Origin of the sequence: Tenacibaculum pelagium (genome assembly GCF_014062345.1) — a bacterium.
Classification (GTDB): domain Bacteria; phylum Bacteroidota; class Bacteroidia; order Flavobacteriales; family Flavobacteriaceae; genus Polaribacter; species Polaribacter pelagius.
In genome coordinates, this window is the sequence record NZ_JACGLS010000001.1 from 793038 (window position 1) to 809079 (window position 16042).

Annotated in this window: 17 protein-coding genes; 5 read left to right on the top strand and 12 right to left on the bottom strand. The window is 30.9% G+C overall.

From position 1 onward, the window contains the following. Positions 1-1077, bottom strand: a complete 1077-nt coding sequence (locus tag H3Z83_RS03825; protein WP_182124138.1) for an ABC transporter permease — start codon at positions 1075-1077, stop codon at positions 1-3. A 63-nt stretch (positions 1078-1140) separates the two neighbouring features. On the opposite strand from H3Z83_RS03825, the gene pyrF reads away from it, so the two are divergent. Together pyrF and H3Z83_RS03835 are read left to right on the top strand one after the other, a co-directional pair. Next, entirely contained in the window at positions 1141-1953 is an 813-nt protein-coding gene (gene pyrF, locus H3Z83_RS03830) for an orotidine-5'-phosphate decarboxylase (protein ID WP_182124139.1), read from the top strand. A gap of 3 nt (positions 1954-1956) precedes the next feature. Continuing rightward, positions 1957-2748 (top strand): ABC transporter substrate-binding protein, encoded by a 792-nt coding sequence (locus H3Z83_RS03835; RefSeq protein ID WP_182124140.1) that lies wholly within the window; start codon positions 1957-1959, stop codon positions 2746-2748. Here the strand turns inward: H3Z83_RS03835 and H3Z83_RS03840 are convergent. The 6 genes from H3Z83_RS03840 to hutH all read right to left on the bottom strand — a co-directional run bounded on the left by H3Z83_RS03840 (position 2731) and on the right by hutH (position 8138). Beyond that, entirely contained in the window at positions 2731-2928 is a 198-nt protein-coding gene (locus H3Z83_RS03840) for a Lacal_2735 family protein (protein ID WP_182124141.1), read from the bottom strand. The genes H3Z83_RS03835 and H3Z83_RS03840 overlap by 18 nt on opposite strands. Before the next feature lie 151 nt (positions 2929-3079). Beyond that, positions 3080-3787: a DUF4197 domain-containing protein gene (locus H3Z83_RS03845; protein ID WP_182124142.1), complete on the bottom strand. Its 708-nt coding sequence runs from the start codon at positions 3785-3787 to the stop codon at positions 3080-3082. 48 nt (positions 3788-3835) lie between these two features. Then, positions 3836-4000, bottom strand: a complete 165-nt coding sequence (locus H3Z83_RS03850) for a DUF5522 domain-containing protein (RefSeq protein ID WP_182124143.1) — start codon at positions 3998-4000, stop codon at positions 3836-3838. An 85-nt stretch (positions 4001-4085) separates the two neighbouring features. After that, positions 4086-4631, bottom strand: a complete 546-nt coding sequence (locus H3Z83_RS03855) for a DUF4136 domain-containing protein (RefSeq protein WP_182124144.1) — start codon at positions 4629-4631, stop codon at positions 4086-4088. 11 nt (positions 4632-4642) lie between these two features. Continuing rightward, entirely contained in the window at positions 4643-6637 is a 1995-nt protein-coding gene (locus tag H3Z83_RS03860; RefSeq protein WP_182124382.1) for a urocanate hydratase, read from the bottom strand. 13 nt (positions 6638-6650) lie between these two features. Beyond that, positions 6651-8138, bottom strand: coding sequence for a histidine ammonia-lyase (hutH, locus tag H3Z83_RS03865; RefSeq protein WP_182124383.1), 1488 nt, complete (start codon positions 8136-8138; stop codon positions 6651-6653). A gap of 78 nt (positions 8139-8216) precedes the next feature. Here hutH and H3Z83_RS03870 point away from each other — a divergent pair, with 78 nt between their 5' ends. The 3 genes from H3Z83_RS03870 (at position 8217) to H3Z83_RS03880 (ending at position 12976) form a co-directional block, all read left to right on the top strand. Next, positions 8217-9101 carry a LysR family transcriptional regulator gene (locus tag H3Z83_RS03870; RefSeq protein ID WP_182124145.1) on the top strand — a complete coding sequence of 295 codons (885 nt, stop codon included), beginning with the start codon at positions 8217-8219 and terminating at the stop codon, positions 9099-9101. Positions 9102-9156: 55 nt separating this feature from the next. Further along, the gene (locus tag H3Z83_RS03875; protein ID WP_182124146.1) at positions 9157-9480 is read left to right on the top strand and encodes a hypothetical protein; all 324 of its coding nucleotides are present in this window, start codon (positions 9157-9159) and stop codon (positions 9478-9480) included. Positions 9481-9550: 70 nt separating this feature from the next. Then, positions 9551-12976 carry a methylmalonyl-CoA mutase family protein gene (locus H3Z83_RS03880; RefSeq protein ID WP_182124147.1) on the top strand — a complete coding sequence of 1142 codons (3426 nt, stop codon included), beginning with the start codon at positions 9551-9553 and terminating at the stop codon, positions 12974-12976. A 79-nt stretch (positions 12977-13055) separates the two neighbouring features. On the opposite strand, the gene H3Z83_RS03885 is transcribed toward H3Z83_RS03880, so the two are convergent. Genes H3Z83_RS03885 through H3Z83_RS03905 form a run of 5 tightly spaced genes read right to left on the bottom strand, consistent with a single transcriptional unit; the run spans position 13056 to position 16025 of the window. Then, on the bottom strand, positions 13056-13766 hold the full coding sequence (locus tag H3Z83_RS03885) for a YqjF family protein (RefSeq protein WP_182124148.1): 711 nt from the start codon (positions 13764-13766) through the stop codon (positions 13056-13058). A gap of 6 nt (positions 13767-13772) precedes the next feature. Then, positions 13773-14168, bottom strand: coding sequence for a hypothetical protein (locus H3Z83_RS03890; protein ID WP_182124149.1), 396 nt, complete (start codon positions 14166-14168; stop codon positions 13773-13775). Between the two features lie 6 nt (positions 14169-14174). After that, the gene (locus H3Z83_RS03895) at positions 14175-14930 is read right to left on the bottom strand and encodes a class I SAM-dependent methyltransferase (protein ID WP_182124150.1); all 756 of its coding nucleotides are present in this window, start codon (positions 14928-14930) and stop codon (positions 14175-14177) included. Next, positions 14921-15658 carry a DUF2071 domain-containing protein gene (locus H3Z83_RS03900; RefSeq protein WP_182124151.1) on the bottom strand — a complete coding sequence of 246 codons (738 nt, stop codon included), beginning with the start codon at positions 15656-15658 and terminating at the stop codon, positions 14921-14923. Before H3Z83_RS03900 ends, H3Z83_RS03895 begins: the two co-directional genes overlap by 10 nt. Beyond that, a complete protein-coding gene (locus H3Z83_RS03905) occupies positions 15651-16025 on the bottom strand; it encodes a DoxX-like family protein (RefSeq protein ID WP_182124152.1) in 375 nt (124 codons plus the stop codon). Before H3Z83_RS03905 ends, H3Z83_RS03900 begins: the two co-directional genes overlap by 8 nt. Positions 16026-16042: the final 17 nt, after the last annotated feature.

A 16042-nucleotide genomic window follows, 5' to 3' on the forward strand; every position in this document is an offset into this window, starting at 1 on the left:
TTAACTTAATCTTATTCTCGGGTCTAACCAACTATAAATTACATCAACTAAAATATTAATTATAATAAACAGTGTTGCTACAACTAATACAGAACCCATAATTACAGGTAAATCGAGCGTATTTAATGAATTTACAATCTCTTTACCTAATCCGTTCCAATTAAAAATATATTCCACAAAAACCGCACCAGCTAACATAGAAGCAAACCAACCTGAAATTGCCGTTACAACTGGATTTAAAGAGTTTTTTAAGGCGTGCTTTTTAATTACCTGATACATGGTTAATCCTTTTGCTTTTGCAGTACGAATATAATCTTGACTCATGGTTTCTAATAACGAGTTTCTCATTAACTGAATTACTACTGCTAAAGGGCGGATACCTAAGACTATTGCTGGTAGTAATAAGTTTTTCCACTGTATATGCATTCCTTCTCCAAAATCATGAACTTCATATAAACTTCCCGTCATTTCTAACCCCGTGTACTCATGCAATACAAAACCAAAAAACCAAGCAAACAATATTGCTGAAAAGAAAGACGGCACACTCATTCCTAAAGTACTTATCACCGCTATAATTCTATCGAAAAAAGTATCTTTATATAATGCTGATAAAACTCCTAAAACGATTCCCAATGCTAACGCTATAACAATAGCTAAAATTGCTAAAACAGCTGTATTGGGTAATGTTTCAGCTATAACTTCTGATACATTTTTTCCGTTTTTCTGAAAGGATTCACGCAAATATGGATACTTAAAAACTACTGAAGTGCTTCCAATATCAAATCTTTTTTGGTATTGATATTTTTCATCAGACAAATACGTGTAATCGTTTTTATTGTCACTATGAAATGATACCGGAGACACATCATTTAAATAGTATAAATACTGTGTAAATACTGGCTTATCAAAACCATACTTCTTTCTAATATTTTGTAACTGCTCAGTATCTTCTCGTTGATCTAACATCATTCTTGCAGGATCTCCAGGCAGCACATTAAATAAAAAGAAAATAACTGTAACCACTCCGAAAAGGGTTAAAAATCCGTAGAAAATTTTGTTGATTATATATTGAAACATTGATAACAAAGATAATAGAAAGTGTTAAAAAAGTGTACTTTTGTATAACTTTTACAACAACACATGACAACACAACAATTAGTTAACGAAATTCGAAAAAAGAAATCGTTTTTATGCATCGGCTTAGATGTTGATTTAACTAAAATACCGCAACACTTACTAAAAGAAGAAGATCCAATATTCGCTTTCAACAAAGAAATTATTGACGCAACACATCATCTTTGCGTAGCTTATAAACCGAATACTGCTTTTTATGAAGCCTACGGTTTAAAAGGATGGAAAGCTCTTGAAAAAACAATTAATTATATTAACGAAAAACATCCTGAAATTTTCACAATTGCAGATGCTAAACGTGGTGATATAGGAAATACCTCAACCATGTATGCTAAAGCTTTTTTTGAAGATTTATCTTTTGATAGCGTTACTGTTGCTCCGTATATGGGTAAGGATTCTGTTGAGCCTTTTTTAGCTTTTGAAAATAAACATACCATTATGTTAGCTTTAACTTCTAACCAAGGTGCTTTTGACTTCCAGACAAAAACTATTGAAGGTAAAGAGTTATATAAACAAGTTTTAGAAACTTCTAAATCTTGGAAAAACTCAGAAAACCTAATGTATGTAGTCGGAGCTACCAAGGCCGAATATTTTAGTGAAATCAGAAAAATAATTCCAAACTCTTTTTTATTAGTCCCTGGAGTTGGAGCTCAAGGAGGTAATTTACAAGAGGTTTGTAAATACGGTTTATCTGAAAACATCGGTTTATTAATCAATTCTTCTCGTGGAATTATCTACGCTTCTAACAAAAATGATTTTGCTGCTGCAGCTGCTAAAAAAGCAGAAGAATTACAGAATCAGATGGCAGAAATCTTAAATTAAAATATGCAATTCAAAGACCAAATAAATCGAGTTTTTGAATTACCTAAAACTCCAAAAAGAATTATTTCATTAGTTCCAAGTCAAACTGAATTATTAGTTGACTTAGGATTAGAAAATTCTATTGTGGGAGTTACTAAGTTTTGTATTCACCCATTAGGTTTAAAAAAAACAAAGACTATTGTTGGAGGTACAAAAACAATTAATATCGAAAAGATAAAATCTTTAAATCCTGATATTATTCTTTGCAACAAGGAAGAAAACACCAAAGAAATTGTTAAAGCTTGCGAACAAATTGCTCCAACACATGTTTCAGATATTTATGATCTCAAAGACGCTAAAGAACTCATAAATCAATATGGAGAAATACTTTCTTGTGAAACATCTGCTTTAAAAATCAATGAGGAATTAGAATATAAAATAAACGATTTTAAACAATTTATTAAGAATCAAAAAACAATAAAAGTTGCTTATTTTATTTGGAGAAGCCCATGGATGGTTGCTGCTAATAGTACTTTTATAAATCACTTACTTCAGTTAAATAATTTTAAAAATATTTATGCTAACAAAGAGCGATATCCTGAAGTTGATATTGAAATAATGACACAAGAAAGTAAACCTGAATTGATTTTACTCTCTTCAGAACCCTATCCTTTCAAAGAAATTCATATCCAAGAAATACAAAAGCACAACCCTAACTCTAAAATATTGTTAGTTGATGGTGAATTGTTTTCCTGGTACGGAAGTAGATTGCTAAAAGCTTTTGATTATTTTAAAGAATTACGCAATAGAATTTGAAATATCTTTATCTAAATATTTTAGTCTGTTAATTTTTTCTAACACTTTCATTGCTTTAAATGCTGAGCGATCACTCTTACATTCATCAACATACTTATAATCATTCGCTCTTTCAACCAACTTACGATATCTCTCCTCTAGATGATTTTTATATCTATGTAGTTGATTAATTCGTGTCATTTTCACTTTGGTTAAACGGACTATAAATATACACAATTATTTGATTTTCAGAAACATAAAATCAACTCAAATTGTATTTTAAGTGTTTTTCCTATCTATAACAAAAAAGGCTCACTAAACAGCGAGCCTTTTTCGTTAATATAATTTATTTTTATCTGCCGTCTTGCAAAGCAAAAACTCTACGCAATAAATCAGTATTTCTTAAACCTACTTTTTCACGAATTCCTTTTTCTTCAACAGCAATCATAGTAAAAACTCCCTTTAACGCCTCTGTAGTTACATAATCTGTTAAATCTGGATTTACTTTATTTACAAAAGGAATACTATTGTATTTATTAATTAAGTTAGACCATACTTGATCAGCTCCTACTTTAGCAAATGAGTTTTTTATTACTGGATTAAACTTGCCATATAAAGCGGCATTTGTTTTTCCTTGCAAATAAGAAGTCGCTGCGTTTTGCTCGCCTAATAAAATGTTTTTAGCATCGTTAAAAGTAATTCCTTTTACAGCATCCACAAAAATAGGAGTCGCTGTTTTTACAGCATCTTCCGCAGTTCTGTTAATTGCTCTTAAACCTTCGTCAGCTAAACTACTTAAACCTATTTTACGCAAAGCGTTATCTACAGTTTGTAACTCTTTTGGCAACAATATCTTCACCAAATCATTTTTATAAAAACCGTCTTTAGCAGTTAATTTGGTTACCTGATTTTGTATTCCATTATCTAATGCTTGACGCAAACCTCCTCCGATTTGATCTTGTGTTAAAACTCCACCTGTTGGTAATTGATTTACTACTTTTTGTAATTCAGCACATCCAGTTAATAGAACTACAAATGCTAATGCTATAATTTTTTTCATTTTGTTTGATTTATACTTTTTAGAAACAATTAATTAATAATTGTCACATTATTTAAAACTATCTGTGTTTTTATCATATCCATACGGACAATGTTTACATCCACTTTTACAACAATAACCTCGTCTTAAATGGTAAGCTTCTTTAAAAACCCTATACCCATCTTCGTTTACATAATACTCATCTGGAGTAGGTTTTAAAATTTTATTTCTCATACTACAAATATCATAAAAAAAGATACGCTAATCAGATTTTTCTAATTTCTGATAAACGTATCTTCTTATCTAAATAAATAATCACTTATTTTTTATCTCTTCCTGGAGGGTACTTTGCCATTATTTCTCCTACAAACTCCTTAATTCGAGCTTCTCTTTTCTCAACATTACTCATTTTTAAAGCTCCTGTACCAATACCTTGCCATATCAACTCTTTATTTTTAGCATCAATGATATCCAAGAATAAAGTTCCTTCAGTATATTGATTAACATTTAAACGATTGGCTCCGTTCCACATCCAAGGGTTCCATCCCCAACCATAACCGTAGCCCCAGTTGTTATCGGTGATATTAACACGCTCTCTACTCTTTGTAAAAAGACTTACTAAAACATCAGGGTTAGAAGACTTAGCCATTCCTTTCGCTAATAACTCAGCTTCAACTGCTCTCATTATTCGTTTTTTATCTAAATCAGAAATATTCGCTTTATCAATTCCTGTTTTGTAAAACGCAAATGTTTTGTATTGATTAAAATCTACTTTTGTATCATAATCTGTTGCAACTCTTACCGAGCTACAAGAAATCATTAACAAAGTAATAATTGGTAAAAAAAGTAATTTAGTTATTTTCATTTTCTTAGGATTTATACATTATCTAATAATGCATCATCCACTAAATTAGGAACTGTAACTTTTAATTTCTTTTCAGCTTTCATTGCTCTTTTAATAGCAAATACAGCTCCTTCATTTCTTGCCCAACTACGTCGTGAAATTCCGTTATTCACATCCCAGAAAAGCATTGATTTTAAGCGTCTTGATGCATCTTTAGAACCATCAAGAAGCATGCCAAATCCTCCATTAATAACTTCACCCCAACCTACTCCACCTCCGTTGTGGATTGAAACCCAAGTAGCTCCTCTAAAACTATCGCCAATTACATTGTGAATAGCCATATCAGCCGTATAACGAGAACCATCGTAAATATTTGAAGTCTCACGGTATGGAGAATCTGTACCAGATACGTCATGATGATCCCGACCTAATACCACATTACCAATCTTACCTTTTTTAATGGCCTTATTAAATGCTTCTGCAATTTTCATACGTCCTTCAGCATCTGCATATAAAATACGCGCTTGAGAACCTACTACTAATTTATTTTCTTGCGCTCCTTTAATCCACTGAATATTGTCAGCCATTTGTTGTTGAATCTCTTCTGGTGAATTCTTTTTTATTTTTTCTAATACTTTACAAGCTATGGCATCTGTTTTTGCTAAATCTTTTGGATCTCCTGAAGTACAAACCCAACGGAATGGTCCAAAGCCGTAATCGAAACACATTGGCCCCATGATATCTTGTACATAACTTGGGTATTTAAATTCTCTACCAATTGTAGGATTTTCAGCCATAACATCTGCACCTGCTCTACTTGCTTCTAATAAGAATGCATTTCCATAATCAAAGAAATACGTTCCTTTTGCTGTGTGTTTATTTATAGCTTTTGCATGACGCCTTAAAGTTTCTTGTACCTTTTCTTTAAACAGTTCTGGTTCATTTGCCATCATTTCATTGGCATCATCAAATGAAATATCTACAGGATAATATCCTCCAGCCCATGGATTGTGTAATGATGTTTGATCCGATCCTAAATCGATATGCACATTAGCTTCATCAAACTTCTCCCAAACCTCAACGATATTTCCTAAATAAGCGATTGAAACAGTTTCTTTATTTTCTTTCGCTGATTTTACTCGAGCAACTAATTCATCTAAGTCAGTAATTTTTTCATCTATCCAACCTTGCTCTAAACGAATTTGTGTAATCTTCGGATTTACCTCAGCACAAACCGTAATACAACCTGCAATGTTACCTGCTTTTGGTTGTGCACCGCTCATACCACCTAAACCAGCTGTTACAAATAAGTTTCCTTTAGGTTCTTTTTTAATTTTTCTGAATCCGTTTAAAACAGTAATTGTTGTTCCGTGTACAATTCCTTGTGGACCAATGTACATATAACTACCCGCAGTCATTTGACCGTATTGAGAAACTCCTAAAGCGTTCATTCTTTCCCAATCGTCTGGTTGCGAATAATTCGGAATTACCATTCCGTTTGTAACCACAACTCTTGGAGCATCTTTATGCGACGGAAATAACCCCATAGGATGTCCCGAATACATGGTTAACGTTTGTTTATCCGTCATTTCAGACAAATATTTCATCGTTAATAAATACTGCGCCCAATTAGAGAATACTGCTCCGTTTCCTCCATAAGTTATTAACTCATGTGGATGTTGAGCTACTGCATAATCTAAATTATTCTGAATCATCAACATGATTGATTTTGCTTGCTCAGACTTCCCTGGGTATTCTTTAATATCTCTTGCGTACATTTTATATGTAGGACGAAAACGGTACATATAAATTCTACCATAATCTTCTAATTCTTTAGCAAATTCTGGTAATAATACTTCATGATGTTTTTTATCAAAATAACGTAAGGCGTTTTTTAACGCTAGTTTTTTCTCTTCTGTAGTTAAAATCTCTTTACGTTTTGGCGCTCTATTTATCGACGAATCGTAAACTGGCATTTCTGGTAATTCGCTTGGGATCCCTTGTTTTATTTGCTCTTTAAATGTCATCATAATTTCCTTTTTAAGCTACTTTAAACTTTTGATTTTTAACCATATTTATCAATATATTAATATCATCTTTTAATACACGGTCGTCTTCTAACTTAGCTACTTTACTTCTAATTAATTTAAAGTTTTCTTCAATAATAGGAGAAAATGTATTTGGTCTTCTAAAATCCATTGCTTGTGCAGCGTACATAAACTCAATGGCTAATATTTTATCAATATTTCCTAAAATCTGATTGAATTTACGCCCAGAAATACTTCCCATAGAAACATGATCTTCTTGACCTAAAGATGTTGGAACACTATCTGCTGAAGGCGGGAAGCACAATGATTTATTTTCTGTTACTAATGCCGCTGTAGTGTATTGAGGAATCATAAATCCTGAATTTAATCCACCTGCTTCGGTTAACAATCTTGGTAACCCAAACTTTCCTTCTAACAATAAATAACAACGTCTGTCTGCAATATTTCCTAATTCTGATGCTGCAATTGAAGCATAATCTAAAGCCATTGCTAAAGGTTGTCCATGAAAGTTCCCTCCAGATATTGCTTCCGTTTCACTTAATACAATTGGGTTATCGGTAACAGAATTCATTTCTATTTCTGCTAACTCTTTTAAATGCGCGTAGGCGTTTCTTGAAGCTCCATGCACTTGCGGCATACAACGGATAGAATATGGATCTTGTACTCTAGGGAAACTTTTATCTTCTATATTTTGAGAATCTTTTAATAACATTCGCATACGCTCTGCTACTTTTAAGTTTCCTTTAAACGGACGAATTTTATGCAATTCTTCTTTAAATGGCGATACATTTCCTGAATAGCCTTCTAAAGTCATTGCTCCAGCAACATCTGCTAAATCTAACAGATACTCCATCTTTTTTAAACCTAAAATTGCATGAGCTAAAATAAACTGTGTTCCGTTTATTAAACCTAAACCTTCTTTTGCTTGTAAAACTAAAGGCTCTAAATTGTTTTTTTCTAATACTTCTTTTGCTGGTTTTATAGTATCTCCAACCCAAAACTCTCCTTCTCCTAACAAAGGTAAAAATAGATGGGATAATGGAGCTAAATCTCCAGAAGCTCCAACAGAACCTTGCTCTGGCACTATTGGCAACAAATCGTTTTCAATAAAATAAATAATACGTTCTATTAACTCTAAACGTACTCCTGAAAAGCCTTGACAAAGTGCATGCACTTTACAAATCATCATAATTTTAGATAACTTTTTATCAATAGGATTCCCTACACCAACAGCATGTGTAATTAACAAGTTTTCTTGTAATTTACTTGTCTCTTCAGGTGTAATTTGCACGTCACACAATGGTCCAAAACCTGTATTGATTCCGTAAACAGCAGCATCTGAATTTGCCATTACTTCTACTTTCTCCCTACATACATTCACTTTCTCTTGAGCTTCAGCAGTTATTTCTCCTTTTAAAGTTCCATCAGCAATCGCAATTACCTTATCAACCGTTAATTGATCTATTCCGTATTTAAACATGTCTATTATTTCATTTTTTACAAAGTTATTTTTATTTTTGATAACTAACAATATCATCATTATCAATAATTAATAACCATGAGTTATCAAATTGAATTGCGTCATTTCCGATATTTTTTAGCAGTAGCTGAAGATTTACACTTTAGAAAAGCTGCTGAACGGTTATTTATTTCTCAACCAGGATTAAGCCGACAAATCAAACAAATGGAAGATGATTTAGGTATTCAATTATTTGTTAGACACAATCGAAAAGTAGAATTAACTCCTGCTGGTTTATATCTTAAAAACGAACTTACTCGAAACTTAAAAAAGTTAGATAATATTTTAGATTACGCTAAATTATTACAAGAAGGAAAACAAGGAAGATTAGAGTTTGGCTATGTAGGTTCCGCTATGCAAGACATCATTCCTAATTTATTAATTCAATTTAAAAAAGAGCATCCAAATGCTCAGTTTGGGTTAAAAGAAATGGACAATCAAAAACAAATTAATAATTTATTATCTCATGATATTGACGTAGGATTTGTTCGCCTAGATCAAGTACCAAGAGGGTTAGCTATAAAACCTATTTTAAAGGAATCATTCTGTTTAGTTTTACCTAAAGATCATTTTATAAACTCATCATCCTTTAAAAGTTTAGAACAATTAAAAGATGAACCTTTTATCTTATTTGACCCATCATATAGCCCATCTTATTATGAAAAAATAATGCAAATTTTTAATGAACATAATTTTACTCCTATAGTTTCTCATAATACGATACATGCAGCTTCTATTTACAAACTTGTTGAAAATGGCTTTGGCTTATCCATTGTTCCTAAATCATTACAAAAAGGATATGACATGAATGTAAAATTTATAGAGCTTAACAACATACCACAAAAAACTACCTTATCAGTAGTTTGGGATAAGAATAATAGAAACCCGATATTAGCTTCTCTTTTAGAAAAAATCAATTCATAAAACACGCCATAAATAGCACTTAAATAGAAATGATTATTTTTACATCGTAGTTTTTATGATTTTAATTTCTAAACATATTGTTCCTAAAGGCTTTGTAGGCTTAACCTTATTCCCTTTTATCTTTTTAAAACGAAAAGATTTAAAACACAATGCGGAACTAATAAATCATGAAAAGATTCATTTAAAACAACAGCAAGAATTGTTGATCATATTCTTTTATCTTTTTTACGGACTTGAATGGTCTATTAAACTTATTAAATATAAAAATGGTTTTCTAGCATATAAAAACTTAAGCTTTGAGCGTGAAGCATATATGAATGAAAACAATCTATATTATTTAGAAAAGAGAAAATTTTGGGCTTTTCTTAACTATTTATAATCTCTAAAGAATTCTTATATCTTTTAAGAAATTCGTAAATTGCACACCCAATTTTCTTTAAAATTTACGAATGGAACAAATAGCACCTTATAAACCAAAACATAAAGTACGAATTGTAACTGCTGCATCTCTTTTTGATGGACACGATGCTGCCATTAACATAATGCGTAGAATTATACAATCTACTGGGGTTGAAGTTATTCACTTAGGACATGATAGAAGTGTTGAAGAAGTAGTAAACTGTGCAATTCAAGAAGATGCCAATGCTATTGCAATGACATCATACCAAGGTGGACACAACGAATATTTTAAATACATGTATGATCTTTTGAAAGAAAAAGGTGCAGAACATATTAAAATATTTGGTGGAGGTGGTGGAGTAATCCTTCCTGAAGAAATTAAGGAATTAATGGATTACGGTATTACACGTATTTACTCTCCAGATGATGGTCGTGAGTTAGGATTGCAAGGAATGATTAATGATTTGGTTCAAAAATCAGACTTTGCTATTGGTGATACGCTAAATGGAGAAGTTAACAAATTAGCTGATAAAGAAATTGGTAGTATTGCTAGAGTTATTTCTTCTGCAGAAAACTTCCCTGAAGTTGCAAAAGAAGCTTTAGACACTATTCATAAAAAAAATAAAGATTCTAAAACTCCTGTTTTAGGAATTACAGGTACAGGTGGTGCAGGGAAATCAAGTTTAGTTGACGAATTAGTACGTCGCTTTTTAATTGACTTTCCTAATAAAACAATCGGATTAATTTCTGTAGATCCATCAAAACGTAAAACTGGAGGTGCTTTATTAGGAGATCGTATTCGTATGAATGCTATTAATAATGAACGTGTATATATGCGCTCATTAGCTACTCGTCAATCTAATTTAGCTTTATCTAAATATGTAAATGAAGCTGTTGAAGTATTAAAAGCTGCTGAATTTGATTTAATTATTCTAGAAACTTCTGGTATTGGTCAATCTGATACTGAAATTATCGAACATTCAGATACTTCTTTATATGTGATGACTCCTGAATTTGGTGCCGCTACACAGTTAGAGAAAATCGACATGTTAGACTTTGCCGATTTAGTAGCCATTAACAAATTTGATAAAAGAGGAGCTTTAGATGCATTGCGTGATGTAAAGAAACAGTACATGCGTAACAATAATTTATGGGATGTTCATATGGATGACATGCCTGTATTTGGTACCATTGCTTCTCAATTTAACGATCCAGGAATGAACTCGCTTTACAAAGCGATTATGGATAAATTAGTTGAAAAAACTGGAGCTGATTTAGAGTCTACTTTTGAAATTACAAAAGAAATGTCTGAAAAGATATTTGTAATTCCTCCAGCAAGAACTCGTTATTTATCTGAAATTTCAGAAAACAATAGAGCTTATGATAAAAAAGTAGATTCCCAAGAAAAAGTAGCTCAAAAGTTATATGGAATTTATAAAACCATTGAAAGTGTATCTGAATCTACTATTAGTTTAGATAAATCGGGAATTGAAGAGAATTCTATTAATACTACTGAAGACAATAAAGACTTTTTAAAATTATTAATAGCTGAGTTTGACAGAGTAAAAATGGATTTAGACCCACATAACTGGGAAATCATTTTAAACTGGGAAACAAAAGTTAAAAAATATAAAGATCCTATATATACCTTTAAGGTTCGTGATAAAGAAATTAAGATTGAAACACATACAAAATCTTTATCGCACTCAGATATTCCTAAAGTAGCCTTACCAAAGTATAAAGCTTGGGGAGATTTATTACGTTGGAACTTACAAGAAAATGTTCCTGGAGAATTCCCATATACATCAGGCTTATATCCTTTTAAACGTACAGGTGAAGATCCAACAAGAATGTTTGCTGGAGAAGGTGGGCCAGAGCGTACCAACAGACGTTTTCACTACGTAAGTTTAGGTATGCCTGCTAAGCGTTTATCAACAGCTTTCGATTCTGTAACATTATATGGAAATGATCCTGGACATAGACCAGATATTTATGGTAAAATTGGTAACGCTGGAGTTTCTATTTGTTGTTTAGATGATGCTAAAAAACTATACTCTGGTTTTGATTTAAGTCACGCCATGACTTCAGTTTCCATGACCATTAATGGACCAGCACCTATGTTGTTAGGATTCTTTATGAATGCTGCTATCGATCAGAATTGTGAGAAATATATTAAAGAACATGGTTTAGAAGCTCAAGTAGAAAAAAAATTCAAAGAAGCTTACGATTCAAAAGGGTTAGAAAGACCAACCTATCAAGGAGACTTACCAGAAGGAAACGATGGTTTAGGCTTGATGCTTTTAGGTTTAACCGGTGATATGGTTTTACCTGCGGATGTATACGCTGAAATTAAAGCAACTACTTTAGCACAAGTTAGAGGAACTGTACAAGCAGATATTTTAAAGGAAGATCAAGCTCAAAATACATGTATTTTCTCTACTGAATTTGCTTTACGTTTAATGGGAGATGTACAAGAGTACTTCATAAATAAACAAGTCCGTAATTTTTATTCTGTTTCTATTTCTGGGTATCATATTGCAGAAGCTGGTGCCAACCCTATTACACAGCTAGCATTGACTTTGGCTAACGGTTTTACCTATGTAGAATACTATTTATCTAGAGGAATGGATATTAATAAGTTTGGTCCAAACTTATCTTTCTTTTTCTCAAACGGAATTGATCCAGAATATTCTGTAATTGGTCGTGTTGCTCGTAAAATTTGGGCAAAAGCATTGAAATACAAATACAATGCAAATCCTAGAGCTCAAATGCTAAAATATCATATTCAAACTTCTGGACGTTCGTTACACGCTCAAGAAATTGATTTTAACGATATTAGAACAACGCTTCAAGCCTTATACGCAATCAATGACAACTGTAATTCTTTGCACACAAATGCATATGATGAGGCTATTACAACACCAACAGAAGAATCGGTTCGTAGAGCAATGGCAATTCAGTTAATTATCAACAAAGAACTTGGATTAGCTAAAAACGAAAATCCAGTTCAAGGAGCTTTTATTATTGAAGAATTAACCGAATTAGTAGAAGAAGCTGTCTTACTAGAATTTGATAGAATTACCGAACGTGGTGGTGTTTTAGGAGCAATGGAAACCATGTACCAACGTTCTAAAATACAAGAAGAAAGTTTGTATTATGAAACTTTAAAGCACACCGGAGAGTTCCCTATTATTGGAGTAAACACTTTCTTAAGTTCTAAAGGATCTCCAACGGTTCAACCTGCAGAAGTTATTCGTGCAACGGAAGAAGAAAAGCAATTCCAAATTCAAACCAAAGAATTATTGAACAAAGCCAACGACGGAAAAGTTCAAGAACAATTAGCTATTTTACAAGAAGCTGCTGTTCAGAATGAAAACTTATTTGACAAATTAATGGAAGCAACAAAATTTTGTTCTTTAGGTCAAATTACTGAAGCTTTATTTAAAGTTGGCGGACAGTATCGTAGAAATATGTAACAAACAATGTTTGCATATAAAAAAGAAAATCTGCACAGAATTTGTGCGGATTTTCTTTTTTAGCAATTTCCCCATAAATCTATTTTATACTTTTTTTATTCTCTACAGAAATTTCTGAGCCATCTAATAGCATTACTGAATTTGGTTTTCTTGAATTTAAAAAGCTAAAATCAGCACCATAATTCGACTTAAAATCTACCAAAATAGTATAATCTTTCATTGAATAATATTTCCATTTTGGGTGTTTTACTTCATATTCTGTAGTTCTACTTTTAGTTTCTTTTGCATAACCCCAATAATGTTCTGATATAAATTCTATTACTGAATTTTCTTGTATTTCATTCGTTGAATTTTCAACATCAATTTCTATTAAATTCCAGTTTTTATTCTTTTTCCATTGATACTTTACTTTTAAACCTTCTTCATTTACATTCCAAGAATGCTTCATTGGTAAGGTTTCGTAATTCTCATTATAAAAAGTATTAGCTACAAATGTAATTGCAGGTTTTGGCACAATTTCTTTTATAAAGACGACACCTCTTTTATAGCCATTATCCGTCTTTCGTTTTACATAAAAACGAAGATTTACTTCTTCAAAATTTCTATGAAACGGAATTTTAAAACCTAATAATTTTGTGTTTAAAAACATAAAACCAACTAAACTTACATAGCATTTATCTTTGAAAAAATCTAGTTCTGTTCCGTAAGGAACATACGGTTTTAAAATTGATGGATCTACCTCGTAATTAACCATTATTAATTTTCGCCATTCTGCTGTTAAGAAACTCATACTTGTTTATTTTAAATAAATCATGAAAAATAATGTACTCATGTATATCCAAAAAAAAGTGAACACTATATGCATCGTTGTTTCAAATTTTTTCCCTTTCCATAATTTTGGAGAATACACAAAGAGTTGAAATACTAACCTTAAAATCCAAAAAACACCTAATCCCAAAGAAATTTTCTTTCCTAAACTTGTATGAACCAATTCATTTGAAGAAGTTAAACATAGTAAACCAATTAAAAAAACAACCAATGCAATAAAAAATGTATGAACTGCCATCATTTGTTTATTTATCAAACTCAAAGATTTTAATTCTGTTTTCCAGTTAAAATATTTTGGAAAACTAATATGTATAAAAGCCAATAATGATAAAAGAGTTCCTATAATTTTAAGGTGTAGTTCCATTAAATTTTAATTTTTTATTGTATTAAAAATTGACATAAAAGGTGTGAATTTTATTTCTGTAGTAGATAAAAATCCAGCTTCTTTAAAAACGTTTCTCCAAGTTTTACTTGAAAAAAAATGTGTAAATCCTACAGAAAAAGCAAGAAAATTAGGAGCATCTCTTAAATGTTCAACCATAATAATTTTACCATTTAATTTGCAAATTCTTTTACACTCTCTTAAGAGCTCAACTTTTTCTTCATTATTTCTTATTTCGTGTACTGCCGATAATAAAAATATAATATCTACAGAATTATCCTTTAAAGGAACTTGATTGTATTTTATCTGTTTAGTTTTAGGATATTCTACAGTTACTTTTCTTGCTCTAACAATTGCTGATTCAGTATGTTTTTCTGAATTGTAGAAATCAAAAACTTTTAAATCCGATTTCGGAAACTTGTCTTTTATAATAAAACTTGTTTCATCAAAACCTGCATTTATATTTACAAAAGTGTTTTTTATTGAATCAGAAATTTTAAATTGATTTAGCCAATTAAAATTATAATATCCTGAAAAATCATAAACATAAGCAGAAACAATTAAAGGCATTAAAAGTCCATATAAAAATGCACCAACTATCAACCAAATTAAAAAATTAGACACATTAAAAAATAAGCAAATGGTAATAATTAAAAATAAAACGACTGAACCTGCTACATAAAAATGCCTATTAAAACTTAAAATATTTAATACTCCCTGAAACTTTTTTCTTTCTATTTCCATAACTCAATTTTCCCTTTTTTCCATTGATACGGAATGTTTTCAATTATAAAACTGTTTGCTAAAACATAATTTTTCAATTGTAATTCATTTAAGAAACTAAAATGATAACCTTCAACATTTAAAGGTTTTGGCTTCCAATTTTGTCTAACACCTTCAATAATTAAAACTTCTTTTGTTTCTTTATTATAAGTAAACGTAAATGGTAAAGGACCAGCAAATCTTCTCGCCTCTTTCCAATTTATAAAAGGTGAATTTGTTGGTAACTCTATTTCTTCATCTGTTTTATTTACCTTAATACTAAAGTTAGATTTTTTAGAGAATATTTCTATTGTACCAACTTCCTTATTTATTGATATATCTGTTGTTGTATAATTATAATGTGTGAAGATATTTCCTCTAAAATTCATTTTATTACTATCAGTTTCTGACTTTAAAATATACAATCCTCTTAATCTTTTACCTTTACTATTTGTATAGCGAACAAATACTCTATAACCAATTAAGAAGAAATCATTTCCCATAAATTTTGGAAATCCTTTTGGTTTTAAATCTTTTGTTTGCACCATTGCAATTGCTATAAAAGCCCATTTATCTTGAAAAGTATCTAATGTTAAACATTCAGGAATTAACGATTCTAATTGTTCTTTAGGAACTGCAAATGTGAATACAATAGAACTCTCAAAAAAAGCTTCAACTGCAAATGGATGATTTTTTATTTTATTAAACATAGCTTTTATTCTTAATTACAAATTCATTATAATATATAATTGCTACAAAAATAAAAGCGAAAATTATATTTAGTTTTCCCCACATTAATAAGTCTTTTGCCAAAAAGAATTCAATAATATTCATTGTAATTATAATTGACATCTGTGTAATGCTATTCAGTCTTGATTTAAAACCTGATAAAATCCAAATTGTCATAAACACTTCTAAAACCCCAATTATTAATGTAATTTCTCTAGAATATTCTTCATTTAAAATTCTAGAAACTATTTCTTGATGTCTTGGAACAAGGTTTAATATTTTACAAAAAAAACCGTTGATAAACCAGACTAATGAGATTATATAAATTACTATTTTATTCAGTTTCATATATTAATTTAAAACTT

Coding starts and splice junctions, on each gene's coding strand:
- H3Z83_RS03870 (WP_182124145.1), top strand. CDS start 8,217: ATGAGTTATCAAATTGAATTGCGTCATTTCCGATATTTTTTAGCAGTA.
- H3Z83_RS03860 (WP_182124382.1), bottom strand. CDS start 6,637: ATGACATTTAAAGAGCAAATAAAACAAGGGATCCCAAGCGAATTACCA.
- H3Z83_RS03825 (WP_182124138.1), bottom strand. CDS start 1,077: ATGTTTCAATATATAATCAACAAAATTTTCTACGGATTTTTAACCCTT.
- H3Z83_RS03840 (WP_182124141.1), bottom strand. CDS start 2,928: ATGACACGAATTAATCAACTACATAGATATAAAAATCATCTAGAGGAG.
- H3Z83_RS03880 (WP_182124147.1), top strand. CDS start 9,551: ATGGAACAAATAGCACCTTATAAACCAAAACATAAAGTACGAATTGTA.
- H3Z83_RS03875 (WP_182124146.1), top strand. CDS start 9,157: ATGATTTTAATTTCTAAACATATTGTTCCTAAAGGCTTTGTAGGCTTA.
- H3Z83_RS03855 (WP_182124144.1), bottom strand. CDS start 4,631: ATGAAAATAACTAAATTACTTTTTTTACCAATTATTACTTTGTTAATG.
- H3Z83_RS03850 (WP_182124143.1), bottom strand. CDS start 4,000: ATGAGAAATAAAATTTTAAAACCTACTCCAGATGAGTATTATGTAAAC.
- hutH (WP_182124383.1), bottom strand. CDS start 8,138: ATGTTTAAATACGGAATAGATCAATTAACGGTTGATAAGGTAATTGCG.
- H3Z83_RS03905 (WP_182124152.1), bottom strand. CDS start 16,025: ATGAAACTGAATAAAATAGTAATTTATATAATCTCATTAGTCTGGTTT.
- H3Z83_RS03835 (WP_182124140.1), top strand. CDS start 1,957: ATGCAATTCAAAGACCAAATAAATCGAGTTTTTGAATTACCTAAAACT.
- H3Z83_RS03845 (WP_182124142.1), bottom strand. CDS start 3,787: ATGAAAAAAATTATAGCATTAGCATTTGTAGTTCTATTAACTGGATGT.
- pyrF (WP_182124139.1), top strand. CDS start 1,141: ATGACAACACAACAATTAGTTAACGAAATTCGAAAAAAGAAATCGTTT.
- H3Z83_RS03900 (WP_182124151.1), bottom strand. CDS start 15,658: ATGTTTAATAAAATAAAAAATCATCCATTTGCAGTTGAAGCTTTTTTT.
- H3Z83_RS03895 (WP_182124150.1), bottom strand. CDS start 14,930: ATGGAAATAGAAAGAAAAAAGTTTCAGGGAGTATTAAATATTTTAAGT.
- H3Z83_RS03885 (WP_182124148.1), bottom strand. CDS start 13,766: ATGAGTTTCTTAACAGCAGAATGGCGAAAATTAATAATGGTTAATTAC.
- H3Z83_RS03890 (WP_182124149.1), bottom strand. CDS start 14,168: ATGGAACTACACCTTAAAATTATAGGAACTCTTTTATCATTATTGGCT.